This window comes from Marinoscillum sp., from assembly GCF_040222955.1.
Lineage (GTDB): Bacteria > Bacteroidota > Bacteroidia > Cytophagales > Cyclobacteriaceae > Marinoscillum.
Genome location: NZ_JAVKCA010000007.1, coordinates 634,243 through 659,779 on the forward strand (window position 1 = coordinate 634,243; position 25,537 = coordinate 659,779).

15 protein-coding genes are annotated in these 25,537 nt (G+C 45.5%); 1 reads left to right on the forward strand and 14 read right to left on the reverse strand.

Features of this window, described 5'->3' with window-relative positions; all coding sequences use genetic code 11:
- Positions 1 to 71: 71 nt before the first annotated feature.
- The 6 genes from bglX to RIH33_RS04865 form a co-directional block, all read right to left on the reverse strand.
- A complete protein-coding gene (gene bglX, locus RIH33_RS04840) occupies positions 72 to 2,357 on the reverse strand; it encodes a beta-glucosidase BglX (RefSeq protein ID WP_406652572.1) in 2,286 nt (761 codons plus the stop codon).
- 5 nt (positions 2,358 to 2,362) lie between these two features.
- Positions 2,363 to 3,196: a family 16 glycosylhydrolase gene (locus RIH33_RS04845; protein ID WP_406652574.1), complete on the reverse strand. Its 834-nt coding sequence runs from the start codon at positions 3,194 to 3,196 to the stop codon at positions 2,363 to 2,365.
- Between the two features lie 17 nt (positions 3,197 to 3,213).
- Entirely contained in the window at positions 3,214 to 4,389 is a 1,176-nt protein-coding gene (locus RIH33_RS04850; protein ID WP_406652575.1) for a family 16 glycosylhydrolase, read from the reverse strand.
- A 104-nt stretch (positions 4,390 to 4,493) separates the two neighbouring features.
- Positions 4,494 to 6,239, reverse strand: coding sequence for a PKD domain-containing protein (locus RIH33_RS04855; RefSeq protein ID WP_406652577.1), 1,746 nt, complete (start codon positions 6,237 to 6,239; stop codon positions 4,494 to 4,496).
- A gap of 39 nt (positions 6,240 to 6,278) precedes the next feature.
- Positions 6,279 to 7,895 carry a RagB/SusD family nutrient uptake outer membrane protein gene (locus tag RIH33_RS04860; RefSeq protein ID WP_406652579.1) on the reverse strand — a complete coding sequence of 539 codons (1,617 nt, stop codon included), beginning with the start codon at positions 7,893 to 7,895 and terminating at the stop codon, positions 6,279 to 6,281.
- A 39-nt stretch (positions 7,896 to 7,934) separates the two neighbouring features.
- Positions 7,935 to 11,006, reverse strand: a complete 3,072-nt coding sequence (locus tag RIH33_RS04865) for a SusC/RagA family TonB-linked outer membrane protein (RefSeq protein ID WP_406652581.1) — start codon at positions 11,004 to 11,006, stop codon at positions 7,935 to 7,937.
- Between the two features lie 343 nt (positions 11,007 to 11,349).
- Between RIH33_RS04865 and RIH33_RS04870 the strand changes: the two genes are divergently transcribed.
- Entirely contained in the window at positions 11,350 to 14,190 is a 2,841-nt protein-coding gene (locus RIH33_RS04870) for a triple tyrosine motif-containing protein (protein WP_406652582.1), read from the forward strand.
- A gap of 10 nt (positions 14,191 to 14,200) precedes the next feature.
- Here the strand turns inward: RIH33_RS04870 and RIH33_RS04875 are convergent, their stop codons facing one another.
- From RIH33_RS04875 to RIH33_RS04910, 8 genes are all read right to left on the reverse strand, one after another.
- Positions 14,201 to 14,617 carry a response regulator gene (locus RIH33_RS04875; RefSeq protein WP_406652584.1) on the reverse strand — a complete coding sequence of 139 codons (417 nt, stop codon included), beginning with the start codon at positions 14,615 to 14,617 and terminating at the stop codon, positions 14,201 to 14,203.
- A complete protein-coding gene (locus RIH33_RS04880) occupies positions 14,601 to 16,964 on the reverse strand; it encodes an ATP-binding protein (protein WP_406652586.1) in 2,364 nt (787 codons plus the stop codon). The genes RIH33_RS04875 and RIH33_RS04880 overlap by 17 nt, the downstream gene beginning before the upstream one ends.
- A 92-nt stretch (positions 16,965 to 17,056) precedes the next feature.
- The gene (locus RIH33_RS04885; RefSeq protein ID WP_406652587.1) at positions 17,057 to 17,983 is read right to left on the reverse strand and encodes a type IX secretion system membrane protein PorP/SprF; all 927 of its coding nucleotides are present in this window, start codon (positions 17,981 to 17,983) and stop codon (positions 17,057 to 17,059) included.
- 158 nt (positions 17,984 to 18,141) lie between these two features.
- Positions 18,142 to 18,981: a PAS domain-containing protein gene (locus RIH33_RS04890; protein ID WP_406652588.1), complete on the reverse strand. Its 840-nt coding sequence runs from the start codon at positions 18,979 to 18,981 to the stop codon at positions 18,142 to 18,144.
- Between the two features lie 64 nt (positions 18,982 to 19,045).
- The gene (locus RIH33_RS04895) at positions 19,046 to 19,744 is read right to left on the reverse strand and encodes a LytR/AlgR family response regulator transcription factor (protein ID WP_406652589.1); all 699 of its coding nucleotides are present in this window, start codon (positions 19,742 to 19,744) and stop codon (positions 19,046 to 19,048) included.
- 10 nt (positions 19,745 to 19,754) lie between these two features.
- Complete coding sequence (locus tag RIH33_RS04900; RefSeq protein WP_406652590.1) at positions 19,755 to 20,120, reverse strand: LytR/AlgR family response regulator transcription factor; 366 nt, start codon at positions 20,118 to 20,120, stop codon at positions 19,755 to 19,757.
- A complete protein-coding gene (locus RIH33_RS04905) occupies positions 20,117 to 21,382 on the reverse strand; it encodes an Hpt domain-containing protein (RefSeq protein WP_406652591.1) in 1,266 nt (421 codons plus the stop codon). Before RIH33_RS04905 ends, RIH33_RS04900 begins: the two co-directional genes overlap by 4 nt.
- A 99-nt stretch (positions 21,383 to 21,481) precedes the next feature.
- Complete coding sequence (locus tag RIH33_RS04910; protein WP_406652593.1) at positions 21,482 to 25,483, reverse strand: PAS domain S-box protein; 4,002 nt, start codon at positions 25,481 to 25,483, stop codon at positions 21,482 to 21,484.
- Positions 25,484 to 25,537 lie beyond the last annotated feature (54 nt).

Genomic DNA, 25,537 nt, shown 5'->3' on the forward strand with positions numbered 1-25,537 from the left:
TATCAGGAACCAAAGCAGCTGAATGTCACTGAATTATCCTTGCAAGCAATGGATGGATAAGTGCTTGGTGCTCAGAATGAGAGTGTTACCCCCATGGATAGTAAATCTCTTGAATTTCCTCCGACCATCACATCGAACGCGCCGTCCTCTGCATAGAACTGATAGTTTTTGTGATAAAACCCAAAGTCCTGCTCTGACAGGTCAAAAGTAACTTTTCTGGTCTCTCCTGCGGATATCTCTATTTGCTGAAAATCCACCAGACGCCTGATCGGTTGTGTCACAGTAGCCACCATATCCCGAACATAAACCTGGACGGTCTCTGTACCAGCTACATTGGATGAATTGGTAACCTCTACAGTGATGGTTGCTCCTTTCTCCTTTGGGGTGATTGAAAAATTAGAATATTCAAAGGAGGAATAACTCAGTCCGAACCCAAACGGAAGCAACGCTTCTGTGGGCGCATCTGTATAGTGTGACCAAAACACAAGCCCATTGTCAAATTCATTGGTCACCGGACGGCCGGTATTCTTTCTGTCGTAGTGCAAGGGCTCCTGACCTACATGGTACGGGAATGACACAGGAAGTTTCCCGGACGGGTTATAGTCACCAAAAATAACATCTGCTATGGCATTGCCAGCCTCAGACCCCGCAAACCATGCTTCAATGATCGCCGGAGCCTGGTCCATTACCTCAGGTATTGCCAGAGGCCTTCCATTCATCAATACCACAACCACGTTTTTGTTGACCTTCAAAATTTCCATCAGCAGTTGCTGCTGATTTCCCTTGAGGCCGATATCCGCCTGACTCCTTCCCTCTCCTGTTTGGTAACAGTCTTCACCCAATGCCATGATCACCACCTCCGAGGATTTAGCCAATCTGATTGCCTCAGGAAATCCATCTTCATTTCCAGGTTGAATGTCCAACTCATGAATAAAATCTCTCGTGCCCTTGGAAAGGACGTACCCTTCTGCAAATGACACTTTTGATTGCGTGCTCAGCGCGCTTTGTACTCCTTCCAATAACGAAACGGCAGAGTTGGACACGGCCTGACCTCTCCAGTTTCCAAGTGGAATGTCTTTGCTGGCAGCCAGTTGCCCTATCACGGCGATGGATTTCACTTCTTTAGACAGAGGAAGAACATTGCCCTCATTTTTGAGTAAAACCATTGTTTTTTGTGCCACCTCCCTGGCACCCTTCAGGTTTTCCCTTGCCAGCAGGGTATTCTTCTCCCGCTCCTCATCACAGTACCTATAAGGATCTTCGAATAAGCCCAGCTCATATTTCAACTTCAAAATACGCCTCACTGCATCATCGAGTGCCACTACATCCACCTTACCCTCTGTTATAAGTGCTTCCAGTTCGCGCTCGAATGCCCGAGATTCCATATCCATATCACTTCCGGCATTCATGGCCAGCTCTGCTGCGTGCTTATTATCACGGGCAAACCCGTGAGTGACCATTTCTCCTATCGATCCCCAATCTGAAACCATGAACCCCTGAAAATCCCAGGCTCCTTTAAGAATATCGCGCTGGAGAAAAGTACTCCCTGTGGCCGGAACTCCATTAATTTCGTTAAATGCATTCATAAATGTGGCTACACCTGCATCGGCTGCCGCCTTGAACGGAGGAAAAACCACATTGAACAACGTCTGATCAGAGATATCCACCGTATTGTAATCTCGCCCCGCTTCGGCAAAACCATAGGCTGCAAAGTGCTTGGCACAGGCCGCTATGGTAGCAGGATCCGCCAGGCTTTCCCCCTGATACCCCTGAACCCAAGCCCTGGCCATCACGGAGCTTAGGTACGGGTCTTCTCCCGCACTCTCCATGATACGTCCCCATCGACCGTCACGGCTCACATCTATCATAGGTGAAAATGTCCAGTGTTGACCCGCTGAAGCAGCCTCCCGGGCAGCTATTTCTGCTCCCTGCCGCGCTGCAGACTCATTCCAACTGGCCGCTTGCGCCAGCGGAACGGGAAGCATGGTTTTGTACCCATGTATGACATCATATCCAAAGAGAAGTGGGATACCCAGGCGACTGTTTTCTACAGCCATTTTCTGGGCCTCTCTGGTAGCTTTTGCAGAAAGTACATTGATCATGGCTCCCACCATTCCATTTTTGATTTGCTCGGCCTTTTCCTGACTGCCATTGTCGGCGGGAACAGGGCCCGTAAACTCCCATGTGCCATTATACATATTGGTCTGACCGATTTTCTCGGTGAGTGTCATGAGCGACATGAGGCTATCCACCTTGTCGGAAATGGTCTGATCTGAAGGGGTATTTGTTTCCACAGAAGGTTGGCAACTCACGGAAATGATCGCCATAATGATCGCCAGGCTTAGGTATCTTATCATGTTGTCTATTGGTAAATTTTTACAAAATCTATTTCAAGGGTTTGAGGCCAGATGCTGTCTTCCACACCATACTTTCCGCCCCAATTTCCACCCACTGCCAGGTTTAAAATCAGGTGAAAAGGCTGATCGAAAGGCCACCCTTCATAGCCTTCTTCCCCCTTTTGAATGGTATAATAAGGTTGTGAATCAATGGACCAGGTCATGGACGTTTCGGTCCACTCCAAACTATAGTCATGAAAGGTTTCATGAGCATCAGGCAAGGCGATGCTGTCTACCTTTTGGGTACCGATGAGGTGGTTATATTTCTTGGAATGAATGGTGCCATAGATCACTCCCTGATTGTAGCCTACATGCTCCATGATGTCTATTTCGCCATCCAGGGGCCATTTCCTATCTCCTTCCATAGTTGGCAGCATCCATATGGCAGGCCAGGTGCCCCGGCCGTAAGGAACCTTTGCCCGAACCAGTATTTTTCCGTATCTCCAATCTCCTTTGCCTTTGGTGACGATCTTTGCACTTGAATAAGCGCTATTGCCCAGCGTATCCTTGACGGCCTGAATGATGAGCTTGCCGTCTTTGATTCTAAGGTTCTTCTCCCGATCAGAATAATATTGGAGTTCGTTGTTACCAAAGCCACAAAAATCCGGACAGCCATCACCAATCATAGCGGTCCACTTCTCTTCATTTAAGACCGGATCGGTAAAATCATCCTCCCAAACCAATTTCATCACCTTCTCCTCAGGTTGATCCGAAAGGTTTCCGCTTTTCACTTGCGAACAACTGTACCATACTTGCGAGATAACCAGCAACCCCAGAATGCTTTTCATTAAATTAATCATTACGCTATGTTTAGTTTCTATTGTGTCTGAAAGACGCGAATGTAGTCTACAATCATATATTGGGGAAAAACGGTGCTCGAATTGGGACTCCCGGGCCAATTTCCTCCTACAGCCACATTGAATATGAGAAAGAAATCGTTTCTGAATTCAGAAAGGTCTGCCGGAGTAATGTCTATCACATGAAACTCTACGCCATCCAGCAGCCAGGTAATAGAATTTTCATTCCAGATAATAGAAAACACGTGATACTCATCTGCGAATATTCCGGAACTCAACTTTTTACTGCCACCATAGTTAGCATACCCATTGGCACCACTCCAGTGAGCAGTTCCATGTGTGGTGTTATCACGATTGGTTCCACCAATCAACTCCATGATGTCAATTTCACCACATGCAGGCCAGCTAACCTGGTCGATATTAGCCCCCAGCATCCACAACGCAGGCCATATTCCCTGACCAAATGGTAACACTGCTCTGATGTCTACACGCCCATATTTAAATTCCTGTTTGTCTTTCGTGATAATTCTTGAAGAGGTATAATGGTACCCTCCTTTGGATTCCTTTTTGGCTGTAATGACCAGGTTTCCGTCCACCATAGACGTATTCTCGTCGGTATAATATTCCAGTTCATTATTTCCCCAACCACTATGACCATTGCCTATTTCGTAAGTCCAGTCAGCGGTATTGAGGGATTCCTGGTCAAACTCATCCTGCCAGACCAGGTTCCAACCCTCATAACTCTCTGGCGACATATATCCCTGAGTGGGGATCACCAGCTCGTTCGGAGGAGGCGTAGTGTCAAAATTTTTGATGACAATCGTCGCTGAACTGTCATTCATTACGGCATTTGCCGGATCAAAGAGTCGGATTAAGAAGGACTCATCTTCCTCCATTTTTTCATCACCCAGTATAGTGAGCGTAATGCTTTCACGTTTGGAACCAGCCTGGAAAATAAGCTGTCCGGTGATATGTTTAAAGTCTTGATTGGCCATAGCAGACCCCTCCACGGTTTCGTATGAAACAACGATTAGGTCGGCTGAAACCTCAGAAAGTGCAACATCCAGGGTGATGTTAAAATCTTCCTTTTTTTCGGAAATTTCCAGGTCATTGATAGAAATACCGGGCAATTGAGGTGAGGGCTCACCTTCTCCGGAATCACAACCGAAAAGTGACAAAATGAGTATTGAGGGCAAGAAAAGTTTTATAAAAACCTGCATTTATTCTAATATCAATTGTAAAAGGTAAAAAAATCGGGTGTTTCAGAAACACCCGATTTGAAGTAAATATGAAGAAGTGATTATTTCGCTTGTAAAATCATTGTCCACCAGGCAGTTCCGTTCTGCTCAGCAGAGATATCTACAGCCACATCCACTCTCTCCACGGTACCATCGTTGAAGTAAGAGAAAATTTTGTACGTGGTAGCCCCCTGAAGCGCAGCATCTGTACCATTGTACTCTCCGCCATTATAGCCCTTATTGAATCCCAGGAATGCTCCATTTCCAGTTACTGTGATAGAAGCTCGCTCCGTATCTGTAGCATCTGTAGTGGTGAATGTGTAACCAGTACTGGTCACAAATCCTGCGTAAACTCCTCCGATATCACCGTCATCCACACATCCTGCAGGATCCACTCCCATGAATCCTTCGCCATACATGGCCCCCTTAGAATCAAAGGTGAAAGAACCATCAGAGGCGAATACGAACTCATCATCATACTGACAAGCACGAGCCGTGGCATCATCAGCAGAACTTGCAAACCATTCTCCACTGCCTATGCCAGGTCCAACTCTGAAAGCACCGGCCACTGGCGCCAGCGTCCATACTTTACCTTCTGCTGATGCCCATACATCTGATGAATAAGAAGCGGCACTCACAGAAACTGTTTGAGTGACACTAGAAGACAGTCCTCCATCATCCGATGCTGTAAGTGTTACATCATAATCACCGCCTTCTGCATAGGTGTGTACAGGGTTTTCATCAGTGGAAGTACCACCATCGCCGAAATCCCAGGCGTAGGTTGTAGCATTTGCGGATGAATTTGTGAAGGTTACTACAAGGTTCTCAGCGGCAGATGAAAATGCTGCTCTAGGCTCAGCCGAAGGAATCGGAGGGATCAAAGAAGCATCATCATAATGCACAAGGAAGAAATTCCAGTAGACGGCCTCTCCATTCACTTGCATAGCCAGGTGCAGAGAATCCACGTCATCATTATCTACCAATTTAACGATTGTATAGACGATCTGATTTTGCGGACTTGAAGCAGTGCCTATATCACCGGCATTCGTTTTATTCGCCAACCCAATGTAGACACCATCACCAGATATAGTCAGGGTATTGGCGCTCAACTCAAACGAGTAGTCTCCGCCATTCTTGTAAGCACTCATATCAATACTTCCCTCTGACGTCCAATCCACGGTAGATTCACTATTACACACATCCGGCACTGCATTATTCCATCCGCCGTTACCGGTTCCGTCTGTGAAGAGGGTTCCATTGGTGTTTTTATCAAACGAAAGGTCAGCGCGATTAAATGTGTACTCATCATCCAAAATACAAGGACGATCTCCATGTGGAGTCACTCCACCAAAACTCCACCAATCCGTATTCCCGGGATCGGGTCCTATACCCAATACCACTCCTTCTCTTTGTAAAATCCATGTCTTAGATTCTACACCTGCTAGTTTGGTCAGTTCTTCATCAGGATCAGAAAGAGTGATTGACTGTGTTCTTGTTGCAGATTCACCAGCGTCGTTCGTTGCTGTGAGTTTTACCTCATAAGTATCGGCCGATGCATAAGTGTGTACCGGGCTTTCCTCTGTAGAGGTCTCACCATCACCAAAATCCCAGGCATAAGTTGTGGCATTTTGAGAGAAATTTGAAAAGGTTACTTCCAGGAAATTGGTTTCCCCTACTTCGAACTGAAAGCTCGCCACCACTTCTTTGGGTTCCGGATCGTCCTCATTACATGAGGCGAGAAAAACGAGTGTCAGCGCACTCATTAAAAGCCATCCGTTTCGGATATAATTTTTCATTTGCTTCTTCATTAGATTTTTAGTTTAGATTAATTGATTTATGTTCTTTTATCATTGGAAAAGTTCATTTTCAGGATAAGTGGAAATCTGATGTGCTACACTGGTTTCTTCCAATGCCACTGGAATCCATACCTTTTGGGCGTCGAGATTGCCTGACCTGATCGGGTCTCCACTGAAAAGATCCGATGTAGCTCTGCCACTTCTCACCAGATCATACCAGCGGTCTCCTTCACCTGCAAGCTCTGCCCTGCGTTCATACCAGATAAGATCCAGTAGCGTCCAGCTTTGCTCCGTCATGATGGTCTGTCCGGTCTTGAAACTTCCGGTATTGTCACCAGGACCAGCAGCCCGCTCACGCACCAGGTCGATATAGGTGAGTGCATTCGCATCCGAGCCTGAACCCCTGTGCAAAGCTTCTGCCAGCATTAGGAGCACGTCTGCATATCGGATGGCATAAGTATTCGCATCTTTAGTCAGGTTAGGGTCTCCCCCGTTCACATTATTGCCATTGTAGGCTTTGTAGTTGGAGAATTTCTGCTGCCAGAATCCTGTATGATCCTGTGGATTTACCTGAGTAATGTCTACCACCACACCACAATCAGGCGCTCCTGCATCTGCCACCTCCTGAGTAAGCTCGGGTATGGACACGATCGCCACATCTCTCCTATACTGATCATCCGGAAGGAAATGGTCATTCAAATCCTGGGTAGGTAGCATGAATCCCCACCCGGCGGCATACTCCGGATGGCCTGAGCAGAGTCCGCGGATCCCGCACAGTTGTAGTATCCCATTCGCTTCAATCCCTTCGAACCAGCCCCAATCGCCTGGCCACAGATTCGTATGCTGTATTTCCAATACAGATTCTATTGGGTTTTTGGTGCCGTAATCAAACAAAGTAGAAAAATCATCTACCAAATCGTACTGACCTGAATTAACCACCTCCTGAAGATACTGGGCTGCCAGGTCAAACTTGGCCGGATCATCGCCATCCAGATCGGCCCAGTACAAATACACCTTGCCCAGCAAGGCTTGTGCCGTCCCTCTGGAAGCTCTCCCAACTTCTACATCCGATAAAGTAGTGGGCAGCACATCAATGGCCGCCTTCAGGTCATCAGTAATGGCCGTCATCATCTCCGCCATGGTGCTTCGCTCCAGGTTGATATCATCCGGTGTTAGCAGCTCAGTGACTACCGGCAGAGGACCGAAATGTCTGAACAGTTCGAAGTGATAATAGGCCCTTAAAAACCTCGCCTCAGCCTTATATCGTTCCACCTCAGGGGTGGTCAATTCTGTCTGAAGAATGACCAGATTAGCTCTGAAAATCCCGATATAGTGCTTGCGATAAATTGGCTGCAGAAGGGTATTGGTATTGGTCTCCCTAAAATCATCCAGTTCCTGCCATGCAGGCTGATCATTGTCGGAAGGATCCCCACCTGCATTGGCATTATCAGATCTGATCTCGCCAAACATCACAGGTGATACCCACTGACCAAAGGCCATAGACCACCCAATGGGATCATATGCCGCAATAAGGGCCGCATAAACCTGTTCATTCGTGGAATAGAAATTCTCCGACAGGTATTGATTGACCGGCTTCACTTCTAAAGTCTCCTCACTACAAGCGGCACATAGAATGAGGGCGATAATAAATATTTTAAATGCTTTCATGTTTTTTGATTTTTCTTAACCCGTAGTTCCTTTTTTGAATTACATGGTGATTTTCACTCCTGCACCGATGGTCTTGTTGGATGGATAATATCCCTTGTCAATCCCTGAGTCCAGAATCCATCCGTTGGTACCGATCTCAGGATCGAACCCGGTGTATTTGGTGACCGTCAGCAGGTTGTTTCCTGAGAGGTATACCCGCACACCGGTGAGTTTAATTTTCTCTAAAAGGGAAGCTGGAATATTGTAACCAATCTGAATATTTCTCAATCGGAGAAACGAGCCATCTTCCACATAGAAGTCAGAAGGTCGCTGATTACCATTCGGATCATTGGAAGTCAACCTTGGGTACTTCGTGCTGTGGTTCTCTTCTGTCCATCTATCCAGCCAAAAGGTTTGATAATTGGTGAAAGTGATGTCGGATCGCTCATAGGTACGGAAGATATCATGCCCTATTTGTGTGGAGAAAAGAGCGCTAAAATCGAAGCCTTTGAAGTTGGCTGAAAAGCTAAGTCCGATGATGTGATCCGGCCACGGAGATCCTATAGAAGTAATATCATCCGTATTGATCACTCCGTCTTTGTTCACATCTGAAAAAATCAAATCTCCGGGCGCTGCATTAGGCTGTAAAACATCCCCACTGCTACTCAGGTGAGAAAACACATCCGCTTCGCTCTGGAAAATACCCAGGGTTTTGTAGCCAACAAAGTGGCCAACAGGCTCACCTTCAGACATTCTGGTAATGGCTGCATTCCGCACTGGCCAGCTCCACCCGTTGATAAAGGTAGATGAGCCCGGTACTTCATTGACGGTATTCTTAAAGGTGGTGTAGTTCAAGCGAGTGTTCAATGTAAGCGCTCCGATTCGCTGCTTATAGGCCACTGATGCTTCCAGTCCCTTATTCTGAATCTCTCCAAGATTGGATAGTGGAAAGTCGGTAACACCCAGGTATCCGGGTACAATTTCATTACCCAAAAGATCCCGTGTGGTTTTTACGTAGTAGTCAAATTCTGCTGAAAGCTGATCATTGAAAAACTTCAATTCCAAGCCCACATCGAACTGCACACTCTCCTCCCATTTGAGATTAGGATTAGGCACTGTGGCCAAAGCAGAACCCCGATTGAGGGCATGGTCTACGCCCAGCGCATAACTAAAGGCATTCACCACCTGAGAAGAGTACCCCAAATCGCCTATCCTGTCATTACCATTCACACCCCAACTCGACCTGATCTTCAGGAAACTGATGGGACTGGTAGGGAAAAAGTTTTCATCAGACACCACCCAACCCAAAGACATAGAAGGAAAGAACCCCCAGCGGTTGTTAGATCCAAACCTGCTCGAGCCATCACGTCTGAGGGTAATGCTAAAAAGGTACTTGTCACGGTAATCGTAGATGACCCGGCCGTAGTAACTCAATAATCTATAATCCACACTGGCTCGGCCAAAGGCCAGGTCGCTGGTATCCTGACCAGCATCTATATACTGAAACTGATCATTGAATTTAGCAGCATCCGGGATGTTCAGCGTCGAACCTCCGGCAGTGCGGAACTCCGATCCCAAATAGGAGGTTCCCAGCACTACGTTCAAAGAATGATTGCCCAGGTCCTTCGTATAGTTGGCATAGTTCTCAAACTGAATTCTTTGTCCAAATCCATACCCCTGTGAAATGCCATTATTCACACTAAAAAAAGAGGGGTGATAGTTGTAGTCGGGTGTAAAAGACCGGTAATCATACCAGCTGAAATCAATACCCAGGTCACTTTGAAAAGTAAGTCCCTTGATGGGCTCGAATTTCACATATACATTGCCCTGAATCTGATCGGCATGGCCCGCATTGTCTGCCAAAAACAGACGGCTCAGAGGATTGATGTATTCTTTTTGAACCCAGTTCGACTGAGCAAATCCGTACTCAGCATCCGCATCGTACACATCCGTGGTGGGGTCATACGCAAATGCGTCTGCCACCATCGTTCCAAAAGCGTTATTCACACCGAGGTTTTGATTTTCTGTTCGGTTGAGGTAAAGATTCTGACCTACTGTGAAGTAATCGTTGACGGGCTTGCTGCTATTCAACCGGATGGCATATCGCTTGTAGTTTGACTTGTCACCCCCTATCACACCCTGCTGATCCCAATAGTCGAGTGATATATAGGAATTATTCAGAGTGGCCGTCAAACGGTGATTGATCATGGTCGCCTGATCGGTGATCACGTCCATCCAGTTGGTGTTTGGTGTTGCGTCGCCTACATTCGGAAACCCAAGGTCGTTCAAGGCGGCTGTTCTGTTGCTATTGGCAAACTTTTCACGTGTGAGCTCTATGTATTGCTCAGAGTTGAGCATTTCGGGCATTTTCCAGGGGTTAGAAAACGAGGTAAACCCCTCGTAGGACAGCACTCCTGTACCATCCTTCCCTTTTTTGGTGGTGATAATGATTACACCATTGGCGGCTCTCGCACCGTAGATCGCTGTGGATGCGGCATCTTTCAAGACATCCACAGACTCAATGTCCGAAGGATTCAGGTTATCAATGCTGCTCACCGTAAGACCATCCACCACGTAGAGTGGAGAATTGTCACCGTTTGTACTGATACCCCGAATGAACACTGACTTACTCGACCCGGGCTGACCGGAAGACTCTCCGGCCATTACTCCTGATACCTGACCGTCAATGGCCGAAAGCACGTTGGGTACCTTGTACCCTTCAATGTCCTTGGCATCCACCTTGGATATGGAACCGGTGGCGACACGCTTCTGCTGAACACCGTATCCAATCACCACCACCTCACTGAGCTCAGACAAAGAAATATCCAGGGCCACATTGATCACAGATTGTGCTCCCACTCTGATCTCCTGAGCTTCGAAGCCTACAAAAGAAACAATGATCACAGGATCATCTCCTGTAATGGTCAGTTGGTACTTCCCATCGATATCTGTAATGGTGCCATTGCTGGTACCTTTTTCAAGAATGGTAGCGCCTGGCATCTCTGAGCCATCACCTCCATCCGTCACGATGCCGGAGATGACTCTTCCCTGAGCAGTAGCCGTAAGTACAGTCACACCTAGCATCAGAAAAGTGAAAAATCCCCGAAAATGAATGATTTGTAAAATTCCCATCTAATCGACTTTAATAATTGTGTTTTTAATAATTAAACGATGACGTTCCTGAGGACTTTTGCCTGAAAACGTTTGCACAATTTATCTGAATGGGTTGCTCAAAAGCTGAAAACACAATACATCAATACTACATCACACTACATTTCACACCTCATCAATACCACAACAATGAGGTACAAAAAATGCCTTTGAGAAGAAATAATGGGTTTTTCTAACTTTTCCTATTTATATTCATTTTCATAGATAACACAACATGCCTCAAAAGTTCAGCTTATTCAATAGTCAACCTCACGTTCACTACTCATATTTACTGGTGATAGGTCTATTATTGGGAAATATTGCAATGTCTCAGCCAGATTATTATCAATTTTCCAAAATACCACTCACCAATACCTACAATACCAACGACTATCAGGGTGGTATTCAAAACTGGGACATTAGCAGGGATAGCAGGGGTTTCATTTACGTTGCTAACAATTTTGGACTGCTCGAGTATGACGGAAATAGCTGGAGAAGGTACCTGGTAGAAAACAACACACGCCTCCGATCCGTGTTTGTGGATGCCGACAACAGGATCTATATAGGAGGGCAAAATCAGATCGGTTTTTTTGAGGCGGATGACCAGGGCAATCTCCGTTTTGAAAGCTTGTTAGGACAGCTAGAGGAAAAAGACAGGAACCTGGAGGATATATGGAAGATCATCAAGTACGAAAACAACATCTTCTTCTGCTCCTACCTGGGTCTGGTAGTTTATGACGGCAAGACTGTGCGTAAACTGCACCTTGACATAGACTTTAATCTCGTTTTTCAGGTGGCCAACGGGTTGTATGCCGCATCCCTTTCATCAGGACTAGCCAAATGGAATGGTCACTCCTTTACGATAATACCAGGGAGCCAAGTCCTGGAACATAATGAAATCACAGCCATCATTCCTTATCAAAACAACAGTCTCCTCATTTTTCAAAAAAACGGAACTGTCTACCACTACAGGGACGGGTCTTTCAGAAAATGGGACCTTCCAATCACTGAGTTTCTCGCAAACTCCCTGATCAACAAAGCCATTCTTCTGGAGAACAACAACATGGCCATCGGCACCCAAAACAATGGACTCCTAATCCTTTCTCCCAATGGCACTGTGGTCAACCACCTCACCAAAGGAAAAGGTCTGAACAACCGGACGGTTCTGGCGCTGCATGAGGATCAATTCAATAACCTTTGGGTGGGACTCAATAACGGAATTTGTATGGTAGAACTGGCCTCCCCTTTTTCCATGATCGATGAACAGTCCGGGCTTCCCGGCACCGGATATTGTGCCACGCTGCACAATAACAAACTCTACCTCGGCACCAGCAACGGCCTTTTCTATCAGGAGGCCAACCCCAATCCCATCACTGAACTTGCCGACTATAAGCTGGTAAAAAACTCTGGCGGACAAGTATACAATGCTCAAAACGTCAACGGAGATTTACTACTGGCTCACCACGGTGGAGCTTTTCTGGTGGAAGATGACCAGGCCACCAAGTTCTACGACCATACCGGAACCTGGAAATTCGAAAACTCCATAGGAACCAACCGTGTACTGGCAGGTACCTATGATGGTTTTGTGATTTTCAGAAAAAACAATGGACAATACACTGTGGAAAATGAACTTGAGGAATTCAGGGAATCAAGCCGTGTGTTTGAGTTTGCGGGAGATTCCGTCCTATTTATGACTCATGGTTATAAGGGGATTTTCAAAATCAATTTCAATCAGAAAAGAGATCGCATTCAGAATATATCCTTCTATGGGAAAAACAAAGGACTCCCTTCAGACATTCTCATCAACGTTTTCGCCCTGGGTGGGAATAAGCTGGTATTTCCTGCTGAAACTGGTATTTTCAACTATGACCCTTCAAAAGATGCGTTTGTCAGTGATGCAGATATGGAGCCCTACTTCTCCAAAAACGTTCACGTCCGTGCCATGGCGCACGACCTGAGCGGCAATGTCTTTTTTCTCAATGACAATGAACTGGGCTACCTGGAAAGAACCCAATACGGAAGCTACCATAAACACACCGCTGCTTTTACCAAAATACGAAAGTACCTCTCGGATGACCTGGAAAACATAAGTGTCATTGACCACCAGAATGTCTTCTTTGGTGCAAAAGAAGGCTTTGTACATTTCAACCCCAGCGTAAAGTACCAGAGAGATCAACCCTTCAGAACGTTTATAAGAAGCATTGAAGCTACTACAGACGAGGAGCACCTGATCTATGGAGGCACCGGCCAATTGGCTTCAGACGAGCCTGTTTCGCTCTCAGCTTATTTTTCGTCGCTCAAGTTTAGGTTTGCTTCACCATACTATGACGGGCAGGATCAGATTCTCTTTCAGTATCAACTTGAAAATTTTGAGAAGGACTGGTCTGAGTGGAACACCGTGACCGAAAAGGAATACACCAACCTCTCTGAAGGGTTGTACACTTTTAAAGTGCGTGCCAAAAACGTATTCGGGGACATCAGTGAGGAAGCGAGCTTCCAACTGAAGGTATACCCACCCTGGTACAGGTCTAAGCTGGCATACGGGTTTTACGGACTTGGTCTGCTGGTCATTTTCGGAGCTTCTATGCTGGTGCTGAGCATGAGGCACAGTTATGAAAAAAAGAAACTTACTTTAAAGCAAAAGCGCGAACTCTTACAAAAGGAAAATGAAATCGTGGAGGTCTCCAAAAAATCGGAAGAACAGATCACTAAACTCAGAAATGACAAACTCCGCTCAGAAATCGATCACAAGAACCGTGAACTGGCCACTACCACCATGCACCTCATCAATAAGAACGAGTTTATGCTCCAAATAAGAGATGCGATCAAAGAAACTTCCAAGTCCGGATCAAAGGACAATTTCAAAAAGATCATCAGAGACATAGACCGAAACCTCTCGGAAGACGAGGGCTGGGAACAGTTCACCAAGCATTTTGATCAGGTACACGGGGACTTCCTGTCCAATATTAAAAAAGACAACCCATCCCTCACTCCGCAGGAAATCAAACTATGTGCCTATCTGAGAATGAATATGAGTTCGAAAGAGATTGCCAACTTACTGAACATCTCCGTACGCGGAGTGGAGATCAGCCGATACAGGCTCAGGAAAAAACTGGACATTAGCAGAGAGACTAACCTCGTGGATTATATGTTGGAATATTCCTGATTCCAAAAAATCAATTGAACTGAGGGAAGTTGGCCTTTAATATATTCATCAGACTTTCTTCATCCAGGTATTTATTGGCAAAAGCGCCCACATTCGGGTCCGCCTCAGCCTTTTTCTTGTCATCGGGGTTCAGAGAAGTGGTGAGCATCACCACCACAATTTGCGCTTTCTGATCCTCTGAGAGCTTATTATACTCATATAAGAAACTCCAACCATCCATTCCCGGCATGTTAATATCCAGCAAGATCAGGTTGGGTCTTGGATGCTCTCCATTCACCGAGGTTTTTAGAAAATCCAGGGCATCGTACCCGGTTAAGACGGTTTCGACACGACCAGCGCACTGCATTTTATTAATCAGGCGCTCGTGAAAGAAATTACAATCCTCATCATCATCTACAAGAAGAATACAATCAACTTTCGGTTTCATTTTTTATCTCGTTTGTATCAATGGTAAAATAAAATACACTCCCTTCTCCGGGTTCTGATTCTACCCAAATCTTCCCATTATGAAGCTCAACGATCTTCTTACAATGGGACAGCCCTATCCCCGTACCATCAAATGTCTTTCGGGAATGTAGGCGTTTGAACATTACAAAAACCTCTTCAATATATTCAGGGCCTATCCCAATTCCATTATCCCTTACGGAAAAAATCCATGCACGACCATGTTTCTTGCTTTTTATCTCAATAACTGGTACTCTATCCGGCTTTCTGAACTTAATGCCATTGGTGATCAGATTTTGAAGCAGCAACTCAATCTCAGTGGGGTAACCTGAAATCGTTGGCAATTTACCAACTGTAATTGTAGCCTGGCTATTCTTAATTAAAGAATCTAAACTCAAGAGAACGTTTTTCATGGATTGATTTAAATCCACAGTCTCAAACTCCTTTGGACTGCTCAAACGCGCATAATCCAATAACCCGGCAATCAATGTTTCCATTCTGTTCAATGCGCTCAAAATGGTATCCGAATATCTCCTGGCACCAGTATCCAGGTTTTCACCGTAATCTTCAAAAAGAATGTTTAAGTAGTTCTTTATGGTCAAAATCGGTTCTCTCAGGTCATGGGACGCTATATAGGCAAACTGTTCCATCTCAGCACTCTTAGATTCCAATATGGCATAATTTTTTAATTTTTCCTCATTTCGCTTTCGTTCGGTGATGTCCACGCTTACGCCTAAAAGTCCTGTCACGTTACCCTCAGAGTTCACAATGGGTATTTTGGAAGTCAGAAACCAGTGTTTGTTGTTTTCACCCAAATCCATACTTGTTTCCCTGGACAATATGGGAATGCCGGTCTTCATCACCTCCACGTCTTCCTTTCTGGAAATATCTGCAGACTCCTTTGGAAACAACTCATGGTCCGTCTTCCCTATCACGGTAGAAGAATCCTCCAGTCCCATCAGTTCCAACTCACTCTTATTGATCATCGTCTTGCGCGAGAGAAGATCCTTGGTGTAAATATTAATAGGAATGTTATCTATCAGCATCTGAAGCAAAGCGCTTTCTTCAGAAATTTTGATTTCAGCCCGCTTCCTCACATCAATGTCCTGAAAGGTACCCCTCAACCTTATCACTTTGCCATCCCTGAGAATGGGGGTTCCGATCGACTTGACCCATTTATCCTCTCCAGTAGCCGTGACAATCATCAGTTCCACATCGTAGGGTTCTCCTGTGGCAATACACCGCTCCACGGTAGTTTCAATATTGGCCCTATGTTTCCCTTCTTTGAAAAAATTAATACCCGTAGCCAAATCAGGCTCAAAATCCGGGGGCACCCCATGAAGCTCCTTGGTCATATCAGACCAGGCTACTTTCTGAGCTTCCAAATCCACCTCCCAGGTGCCGATTCTGGCCGCACTGGTGGTCGCATTCAAAAGTTCCACTTTCTCCGCCAAAAGGGCCGTTCGTTCTATCACTATTTTCTCCAGGTTCGCATTGGTATCTCTCAGTGCCCGGGCAACCTGAGACCTTCTGATGTCTGTGCTGTTCAGTTCCATAGCAATGATGGAAATGAAGACCAGTGCAATCATAAGAATGGACAATCCGAAAATGGTGAGACCAGTCTCGGGGCTTATCTGCCCGGTCTCCCAGTAGTTAATCACCAGATAGCCCAAAACGAGTATGGATCCACCTATCAGCGGAAACATTCGCTTGGCAAGTAGATTGCCTGGCTTTTTACCTATCAAAAGTCTGGTAAAGCCCAGTGAAGGGTGAATCAATGAAGACACCATAGAACCCAGAAAAAATAAGACAGAAGTATGGATGGCCATGGATGATATAAACACGAGCTTTCCCTCCCCGGAAATTCCGTATACAAATCCTATAATGGCAAAGAAGGAAATTACTGTCACGCAATGAAGCAGATACTGGCTCACTTTACGCCATATGAGAGCTTCAGTGTAGATACCGATGTGAGCCAGTGCTAAAAGCATGAAACAGAGGGCTGTACCTGCCGACATAAGTCCGGGAACAAAAAAACTTTGAAGACCTATTTGAAGCCCTGTGAGGTTTTCGAGAAACGACAGACATGCAACAACAAGCAGAATGCCTGCAAGAGGGATTTTGAAGAAGTCTTTCCTATAATAGGTACTTAGGAGCACCCCGCCTGTTAAGAAGAAACAGAGGGCTGTATTGAACTTCATGGAGGGCCAAGACTGGACAATTATCTGAACTGACTCTATGCCCTGCAGCCAGCCGTACATTACCACCAAGGCGGTCAGAAGGGTGAGGTAAGCTGCGCCTCTGTAGATTAATGAAAATTGGTAATTCATCTATTTTGTTTTCACCAGAACAGCATCTGTAATATACAAAAAGCCATTGACTGGAATTCAAAACTGCAAGATGAGCAAAAACTTTACCTTTTCTAAAAATATCGGGGGGTTACGATCTTTGACTTAGAGAATACAAATCGGTAATTGAGCATTATCTCATGAGAGCCGGTGGTTACCTGACTTAGCTCGGAGAGGGTATAGTCATAGGCATACCCCAGCTTGAGTTGAGGAGAGAGCTGAATATCCAGCAAAAGGCTGAGTGCGTCAAATGATCGGTATGAAACACCGATCCATAGCTTATCATCCAGGATCAGGTTGGCATTAAAGTCGAATTCAACAGGTGCCCCACCCACAGATTTCACCAGCACACTGGGCTTCAATTTTACCAGTGGAGATAAGTCCACCAAAAACCCGAAGGTTCCAAAAAAGTGAGGAACTTCCACGGAACTGAAGCCATCAGCATTATTAGCATCTCCCTCTCCTGCCCAGGAGTTTTTGAGGGCGGTGGGTACTGATATACCTGCATAGTAGCGTTTGCCATATAGGTAAAGCCCCAGTCCAAAGTTTGGCAAAAGAGCCGAGCCACTATACTGGAGATTGGGGTCATTGGCTCCTATCTCATCATAATTCACCTTTGAAGAAGTTAAACCTCCCTGAAGCCCCATGGAAAGCATGGCATTACGCATCTGAATTCTGTACGCATACGACAAATTCAAAGTGCTTTGGGTGGTAACTCCTATTCGGTCGCAAGAAAAAACAGCGCCCAAGGCGATGTTTTTATCTGGAATCGGTGAATGAATGGAAAAGGTGTGCGTCACAGGTGCTCCATCGATCCCCACCCACTGGATCCTGGAAAGTGCCGTGGCACTGATAGACTCATGACTCCCAGCGTATGCGGGGTTGAGCACCAATCCATTAAACATATACTGAGTGAACATGGGACGCTGCTGGGCCCGTGTTGTGAGATTTAAGAAGAAAAAAAATAATGCAAAAATGGTGATTGTCCGCAAAAAGTTCATGAGGACGAAGCTACCCTCAAAGCAGATCAACAGCTCCTGATTTTCGACAACAAGGGGTACTTTCGGGTTAGAAATAGTTATTTCAGCGGTGATTCACAAAATACTACCGTCGGGCTGCGGGTTAGCTTCGGCGAATGGTTATTTCATCTCAAATTTGATTAGGATATTTCCTGGCAAATCCCGGTCATTCTCAGGAGGCCATCATCCAAAAACACCTTGCCGTGCTCCTTAAATTTCTTAGTCCCGGATTTACAAATCACCCGGTACTGGGTGTGATATTCGCCCCTGTCTGCAATCGCGCGATTAAGCAATCCCCGCACTCGTGTGACGTCATCAGGGTGTATCACATCGAAAAATGCTTCTCCATCTCCAGTGAAATCTGATTCGTCATACTCGAAAAGCTCAAACATCTGATCATTCCACTCCAAACGGTTGTTTCGCTCTATCCAATGCCAGAAACCAATCTTTCCAGTCTCAATGGCCATTTCCAACAGTTGCTTACTCTTTCTATGGTCGTCCTCAAGTCTCTTTCTATCGGTAATCACTTCAGTGGACATAATAACTCCACCTATCACTCCGAATTTATCAAACCAGGGTAGAATCTCCCACTTAAGCCAAATGACGCTCCCGTCTTTTTTGATCAGTCGATCTTCCTCATTTCGAAGCTTCTCACCCTTCAGCGCTCTTCGGTGATAAGATGCCCATTTATCCATGTTCTCCGTTCCGTAGAACACCTCATAGTAACTTGAGCCTGTAATGTCATTCTCAGCCAACCCATAATCTCTGTACCACCTGTCACTGACCACCAGAAATTTCATCTCGCGATCAAACAAAGCAATTGCGCCAGGCGCATATTTCACAAATACAGACAGTAGATTTTGGGCGTGTTTCCGCTCCGAAATCTCCTTGATGAGCTCGATAGAGAGCATCTCCGAATGTCCATTAAAGGGTTTTCTTTCACCAATTTCTTCCATAATGTTCCTTTCGTCTAACGACATACGCAACTAAAGCAGCCCGATAGGGCGCCAATCTTACACCATGGTTGGAAAAATGGTCAGGGAATTACAGGGTCTTAATACTCTCCATCAGATGTGCTCTGTATGAAGTACTTACAGGGATGATTTTATCCGCTATCTGAAGATTTCCCTGGTCAATATTTTTTATTTTATCAATACGAACGATGAAGGAGCGATGCACCCTTACAAACTCACTATCTGGGAGGCTTTCCTCGGTATCTTTCAGTTTGCCGTAGACTACGTGCGTTTTCTCCTTGGTATGAATCTTCACATAGTCCCCGTATGCTTCCACATAAAGAACATCCTTCAGATCAAGGTTAACCAGCAGTGAATCTGATTTCACAAAAAGATGTTTGGAGTCTGAAGTGACGGGCGCCTTGCCATCTATGTTGGCTTTGGCTTTGGTCACGGCTTTGAGAAACCTTGCAAAATTCTCTATGGGCTTAACCAAATAGTCGGCCACATCAAACTCAAATGCCTGCACGGCAAATTTCTCCTGTGAGGTAATCAAAATAACCTGAGGCTTCACCTGAAGGCTTGCCAAAATTTCCATACCCGTCAGGTCTGGCATCTGAACATCCAGAAAAACAATGTCTGGCTTCAATTCGACTATAGCCGTCGCGCCTTTGATTGAATTTTGATAGGTGCCTACCAACTTTAGAAAATCGGTTTTTTCAACTAGTGAAGAAACGATCTTCAATGCCACCATATCATCGTCTATTGCAATACAAGTAAGCCGTTCCATTATATCAAATCTAATAAGTTTTCATTGCTTGATCCACCGCTTTTGTGAACATTTCCAAACTTTCCACTGGCTTGTAGAGGTATTCAGAGATGCGATTCTTGAAGAGTTCTGATTTATAGTTCCGTTCTGTGGTAACCACGATGATTTTGGGCATATAATCCAGCACCTCCAGCATTTCGTAACCATCCAGCCCGGGCATCATCAAATCGAGAAAAATCAAGTCAGGCTTATGTTTGGTAACGGCTAGCGCACCATCCGCAGATCCTGAACTCTCTTCTACAAGAATGAGTCTTACATCCTGCCTGATCAATCCCTTTAGGATCGCTCGTGAGGCAAAATCGTCATCTATTATTACACATCTGATTTGCTTAGTCATACTTTATATTTCTTTAGATTTTCCAGTGCTTCATCAGCACTTTCCATGAACTCATTTAGCCTGGTTTCCAGTTCGGTATGATCCTCGCCAGTAGTAATTTCTTCTATGTACTGCAGCGCCTCCGCAATATCCTGTCGCTGAAGGCTCGCAAAATTGGGTTTCATCTTATGGGCAATCCGGCCAATCAACTCAGCATCCTCCTGGATCATGGCTTTCCTGAGATCATCCATGTCCATGGTAAGGGATACCAATATAGTCTGAAAAATATCTTTCACAAGTGAGAAATCCCCACCAGTAATTCCAAACAGGTAAGGAAATTCATTCTTACTCAAGGTTACACTGGCCTTGAAAACCGGTGTTTTGTAAGCCACTACTCTGCAATCAAATAACAAACGCAGGGTGGCTTCACTCTCAATGCTAAATTCACGTTCGCTCCCCATCCTATCCGCCAACACTTTATAGCCCGCCGGTTCCGGGGCGCCAGAGATTTCGATTTCCAGTTGTTCTTGTTTCGGCAAATAGTCAAAGGCCACCTGCACATGCCCGCTCTTCTGCTCCGTCAGCAGGTATCCTAACGCCTGGAAGACTACCTGGAGGATGCCTAAGCGATCCCCAATCAGGAACTTGGATTCAAAACTCACCACCGAGGTAAGCTTTAGCCCTCTTGATTTCATCATATTTGCGAAACACATCTCCACAGCCACGCTAATGTGTTCTACCCTAAAAGGCACCTCCTCCCTTGGGAAATTGATTTGTGAGTGGTGAACACCATGGATAAACCGATCGAAATAAGCCATAATGAGCCCTCTGGCAGGTGATACTTCCTTCTCACCTCTTTCAGATAACGACAGCTCTTTCAGGATATCCAGCGGCGTAGAGATTTTCAGGATAAACTCACGTAATTTCTCTTCGCTCTCTTCATCCTCAATAAAGGTAACTGATTGTGTGCGATCTTCTATGAAAAGTATAATCTGAGCCCCATTTGATCCCTTGGAGGAGTGGGTCAACTGCAAATCATAAACGGCCTCTGTGCCTCCCATATTCAGGCGAACACCGTGCATATTAAGATCCTCATTCAGGAGCAGTTGATCTCTTAGGGACGGTTTTTGGAGAAATGATTCAGTATCAAAAAGATCATACCCGACCGGGATGGGTGCCAGGGTATCGCATGATGCCAAAACTTTACCATCGGAAGATGCCAGAATAATCTGAGCGGAACCTTTCAGGTGTTGATACTTTATTTCTTCTAGGCTTAATGGCATCTCCTGCTTTTTTCTTCAAAAATACCCCTTAGATACTCTTTATGTAAGGATACTCGGTGAGTGTTACTCAATGCATGTTCAATACCTATCATTTCCAGTTCAAGTCTCCTGTATCCCGACATGTGTCAAAGCTTCTATTAAGCCCCCAAGTAAATCAGAAAGGCGACTGAAATCTACCGGGGATATATCCCCTCTTAGTTGCTTCAAAAGAGGCGTCAAATCTGGTATGATACCACCGGTATTGAGTTTGGTCAGCGCCTCAACCCTGGCCTCTCTCATATGATGGTCGCCACCTTCCAGGGCAAAACGCAGATCACTGAGCAATCTGAGAAACTCGACCGAATAATAAATGAAAAGCTCCCTTTTGAAATCCTCATCTCCAAGACTCATCTGTGCGATAGCTTCCTGACTAATCACCTCCCTGATTATCGTAGAATCCGCCTGATCATACCGAATGGATTCGCCAACAATTTTCGAATAAAGTTCATCCGGATCAAACGGCTTGCTAATGTACCCGTTCATTCCGGCCGAGAGTGCCTTCTCCTGGACCCCAAGCAAAACCGAGGCTGTGAGTGCATAAATTGGAATAGCTTTCAAATGAGCGTTATTCAGTTTCCTGATTTCTCTGGTTGCTTCAAACCCATCCATGATGGGCATTTGGATGTCCATGAGAATCATGCTGTAATCCTTTTTACCCGCCATCTGTAGGGCTTCCAACCCATTGACAGCAAAATCATATTTAAACCCCCATCTGTCCAGAAATTTGGCAAGAATCTCCCGGTTTGTTTTGTGATCTTCCGCCACCAATAACTTGATTCCGGTATTCGAATCTGGTGATGGAACCGCACCTACTTCTGAGTAGTCCTGCTTAAGTGACTTCAGAGAACCGATAGGCAGCTTCAGGTCAAAGGTGAAAACGGACCCATTATCCACCTCACTTTCCACTGACACGTCCGAATCCATCATTTTAAGCAATTCCCTGGTAATGGCCAGTCCCAGCCCGGTTCCTCCAAATTTTCTGGCGACATTGGTGCTGGCCTGGGTGAAATTTTCAAAAATAGTGTCAATCTTGTCACCTGGGATTCCAATTCCTGTATCCGTGATAGTGAAACACAGCACTATCTCCTTTCCCACTCGCTCCTTTTCTACGATTTCGAACTTGACCATGCCTTCTTCTGTGAATTTGATGGCATTGCCCAGGAGGTTAGTCAGGATTTGAGTAATGCGAACAGGGTCTCCTACAAAGTTTTCAGGTAAGCCATTTTGATAATCAAGCAAAAACACCAGTCTCTTCTCATTGGTGCGAATAAGCATGGTCTGATAGACGTTCATGGCCACTTCCTTGAGATTGAAATCAATCAATTCAAGCTCCATCTTACCCGCCTCTATTTTGTTAAAATCGAGAATATCATTGATTAAAACCAAAAGATTTGAACTGGAAAACTTCAATAGCTTAAGGTTTTCCAACTGATCGGGCCTTGGATTTTCATATAACATGATGTTAGAAATACCAATGATGGCGTTCATCGGGGTCCTGATCTCATGGCTCATGGAGGATAAGAAGAATTCCTTCGCCTGTGACGCCTTTTCAGCCTCATTCTTTGCCAACTTCAGCTCTTCCTCCTGGGTAATCTGCCGGGTAATGTCTTCCGTGAAAACAATAATTCCCCCGATTTCTTTGTTGGATGCATACCATGGACGCACTTCCCACCTGAGCCATCGGCTCTGTCCATCCTCCATCTCAAACAGCTCTCTTTCCTTTCGGGATTCCTTGCCCTGAAGCCCGGCTTCATAGGCCCTCTTCCAGGTATCGGGTATCTTGGGAAACACCTCATAATGGTGCAACCCGATGAGGTCACGGTCTCCCAGGTGATAGTCCGCCTTCCACTGACTACTCACAGCCAGATAAGTGAGGTTTTCATCTAACATGGCAATAGCTGCCGGGGCAGAAAGCACAAAAGCCCGCAAGACATCCTGCTCTGACCGTAATCGACGCTCATATAGCTGCTTCTCAATATTAAATCCTATCCAGCCAGCCAGAATATTCACAAAGTCCGTCTCATTAGAATCGAAAAATTCTGCACGCTGCTGGGTAGAACCAAAACTTATCGTCCCATAGAGTGTCCCATTCACCGAGATACTGGTTCCAATGAAGGACTGTACATTGAATGCCTTGAAGGTGCTGACCTCATTGAACTCAGATTGGCCTACATTCTCCACGGCTATGGTTTTCCCATGATCGTAGATCAGCTGACTGAAAGTATTCTCAAAGGGAAACTTGTCCCCTTCTTTGATCGGTACGGGCTCAACTGAATAATACTTTCTAATCGTCACATAATCCCCAGCTACATGACTAATGATCCCGGAAGGCATTTTGAGGTACTCGCATGAGATCTTCAAGGCCTCTCCAATCTGCTGATCCATTGTCAAACTTGTATTGGAAAATATGATATTCAGGAGCTGTAATCCTTCCCGATACCCTTCGGCATTACTCAGGATCTTCTTCTCGTAGGAGATGTCCCGCGCAAATACGGACACCCCTGTAATGTCGCCCTCTTCATTTTTGATGGGGTTAAAAAACTTCTGGAAATATCGCCTTACTCCATTATGCGTCAGCTGGTATTCAACATTAAATTTTTTCCCATCAAGAGATTTCATGTAATGCTGAAGCAGGTCCTGAAACATTTTATCACCAACATCCAGGCCACTTTCACCAATTTGGGGTTCACGGCCAACCAGCCATTTAATCAATGCTTTGTAAGTTCCGTTGGCAATTTTGTATCGCAGCTTTCTATCCACCGACCAGATGGCATCCTCAGTGTTTTCGATGAGCGCCTCAATGTTTTCCTTACTTTTTTGAACCTGCAGCTCATTGAACTTTCTCTTAGAAATATCTCTGGATGAAGTCTGAAAAGACATCACTTCCCCATCGACGATAATGGGTTTGGTATAGGACTCCAGCCACAGATAATTGCCGGCGCTGGTCCTCATGCGATACTGAACCCCGCCTACTTCCTTTCCCTTGAGCGTTTGCATGTGCGGGTTTTCCTTTAAGCGCTCAGCATCTTCGGGATGCATGAAATCATAGGGGTTCTTTCCGACCATTTCCTGCTGATCAAACCCTAACAGTTCTTTTACGGATGAAGACACATAGATATAGGTGGCATCAGGTTCATGCAGGCAAATGAGGTCCTTTGAGTTTTCTGAAAGCAGCCGAAACACACGCTGTTGCTCATTCAGCTCAGTGACATCCCTGGCCACCGCCATCACCCGAATGAGTTTCCCTTGCTCATCAAAATCTATCACCACATTCTGACCAATCATTCGCTCCTCACCCCACCGTGTGATCATTGGGAATTCATAATAGCTTTTAGGCTGTCTGTTTTTTCTCTGCTGGTCATAAAATGCAAGCATTGCTGACCTGGTGCTTTCTTTAACCAGCTTTAGGTAATTCATTTCTGCCAACTCCTCCGCGCTATAGCCACTAAGCTGCTGAAGTTTGATATTCGAAAACTTGAAGCATCCTTTTGAATCCAGCTCATAGATCATATCATCCATGTGATTCACCAAATCCTGAAACTTCTGCTGGCTTTTTAACAGTTCGACATTCTTACTTCTCACGTTCAAAATAGCCATCACATGCTGAGCGAGCGTTTTCAGCGCCTCCCTCTGGCCCACAGAAAGCTGATTGGGCTTATGGTCTATCACGCATAAGGTACCCAGTGCATGCCCCTGTGGATCTACCAGTGGTACGCCGGCGTAGAACCTTACATAGGGTTCACCGATGGCCAGAGGATTATCATGGAAACGCTCATCTTCAGAGGCATCCGGCACCTCCAGAATTTCCGCGGGGTTGTTGATCGCATGAGCGCAATAAGCCACATCCCGTGAGGTGTACTCCACATCCAGGCCGTAGTGTGATTTAAACCATTGCCTTTTTTCATCTACAAGTGTAATGAGGGAGATGGGCACCTGACATATTTCGCTGGCCAATTTGGTGACATTATCGAACTCTTCTTCCGGGAGGGTATCTAGAATCTTCAGTTCCCGGAGGGCTTCCAGTCGGCTGTGTTCGTTGGCAGGTATTTCAGGTATTCGCATTCAATAGTCTTCGCTGAAGATTTAAAGATAATGCGCACCAAACAATTAGGATAA

Coding starts and splice junctions, on each gene's coding strand:
- bglX (WP_406652572.1), bottom strand. CDS start 2,357: ATGATAAGATACCTAAGCCTGGCGATCATTATGGCGATCATTTCCGTG.
- RIH33_RS04845 (WP_406652574.1), bottom strand. CDS start 3,196: ATGATTAATTTAATGAAAAGCATTCTGGGGTTGCTGGTTATCTCGCAA.
- RIH33_RS04855 (WP_406652577.1), bottom strand. CDS start 6,239: ATGAAGAAGCAAATGAAAAATTATATCCGAAACGGATGGCTTTTAATG.
- RIH33_RS04860 (WP_406652579.1), bottom strand. CDS start 7,895: ATGAAAGCATTTAAAATATTTATTATCGCCCTCATTCTATGTGCCGCT.
- RIH33_RS04865 (WP_406652581.1), bottom strand. CDS start 11,006: ATGGGAATTTTACAAATCATTCATTTTCGGGGATTTTTCACTTTTCTG.
- RIH33_RS04870 (WP_406652582.1), top strand. CDS start 11,350: ATGTCTCAGCCAGATTATTATCAATTTTCCAAAATACCACTCACCAAT.
- RIH33_RS04875 (WP_406652584.1), bottom strand. CDS start 14,617: ATGAAACCGAAAGTTGATTGTATTCTTCTTGTAGATGATGATGAGGAT.
- RIH33_RS04880 (WP_406652586.1), bottom strand. CDS start 16,964: ATGAATTACCAATTTTCATTAATCTACAGAGGCGCAGCTTACCTCACC.
- RIH33_RS04885 (WP_406652587.1), bottom strand. CDS start 17,983: ATGAACTTTTTGCGGACAATCACCATTTTTGCATTATTTTTTTTCTTC.
- RIH33_RS04890 (WP_406652588.1), bottom strand. CDS start 18,981: ATGTCGTTAGACGAAAGGAACATTATGGAAGAAATTGGTGAAAGAAAA.
- RIH33_RS04895 (WP_406652589.1), bottom strand. CDS start 19,744: ATGGAACGGCTTACTTGTATTGCAATAGACGATGATATGGTGGCATTG.
- RIH33_RS04900 (WP_406652590.1), bottom strand. CDS start 20,120: ATGACTAAGCAAATCAGATGTGTAATAATAGATGACGATTTTGCCTCA.
- RIH33_RS04905 (WP_406652591.1), bottom strand. CDS start 21,382: ATGCCATTAAGCCTAGAAGAAATAAAGTATCAACACCTGAAAGGTTCC.
- RIH33_RS04910 (WP_406652593.1), bottom strand. CDS start 25,483: ATGCGAATACCTGAAATACCTGCCAACGAACACAGCCGACTGGAAGCC.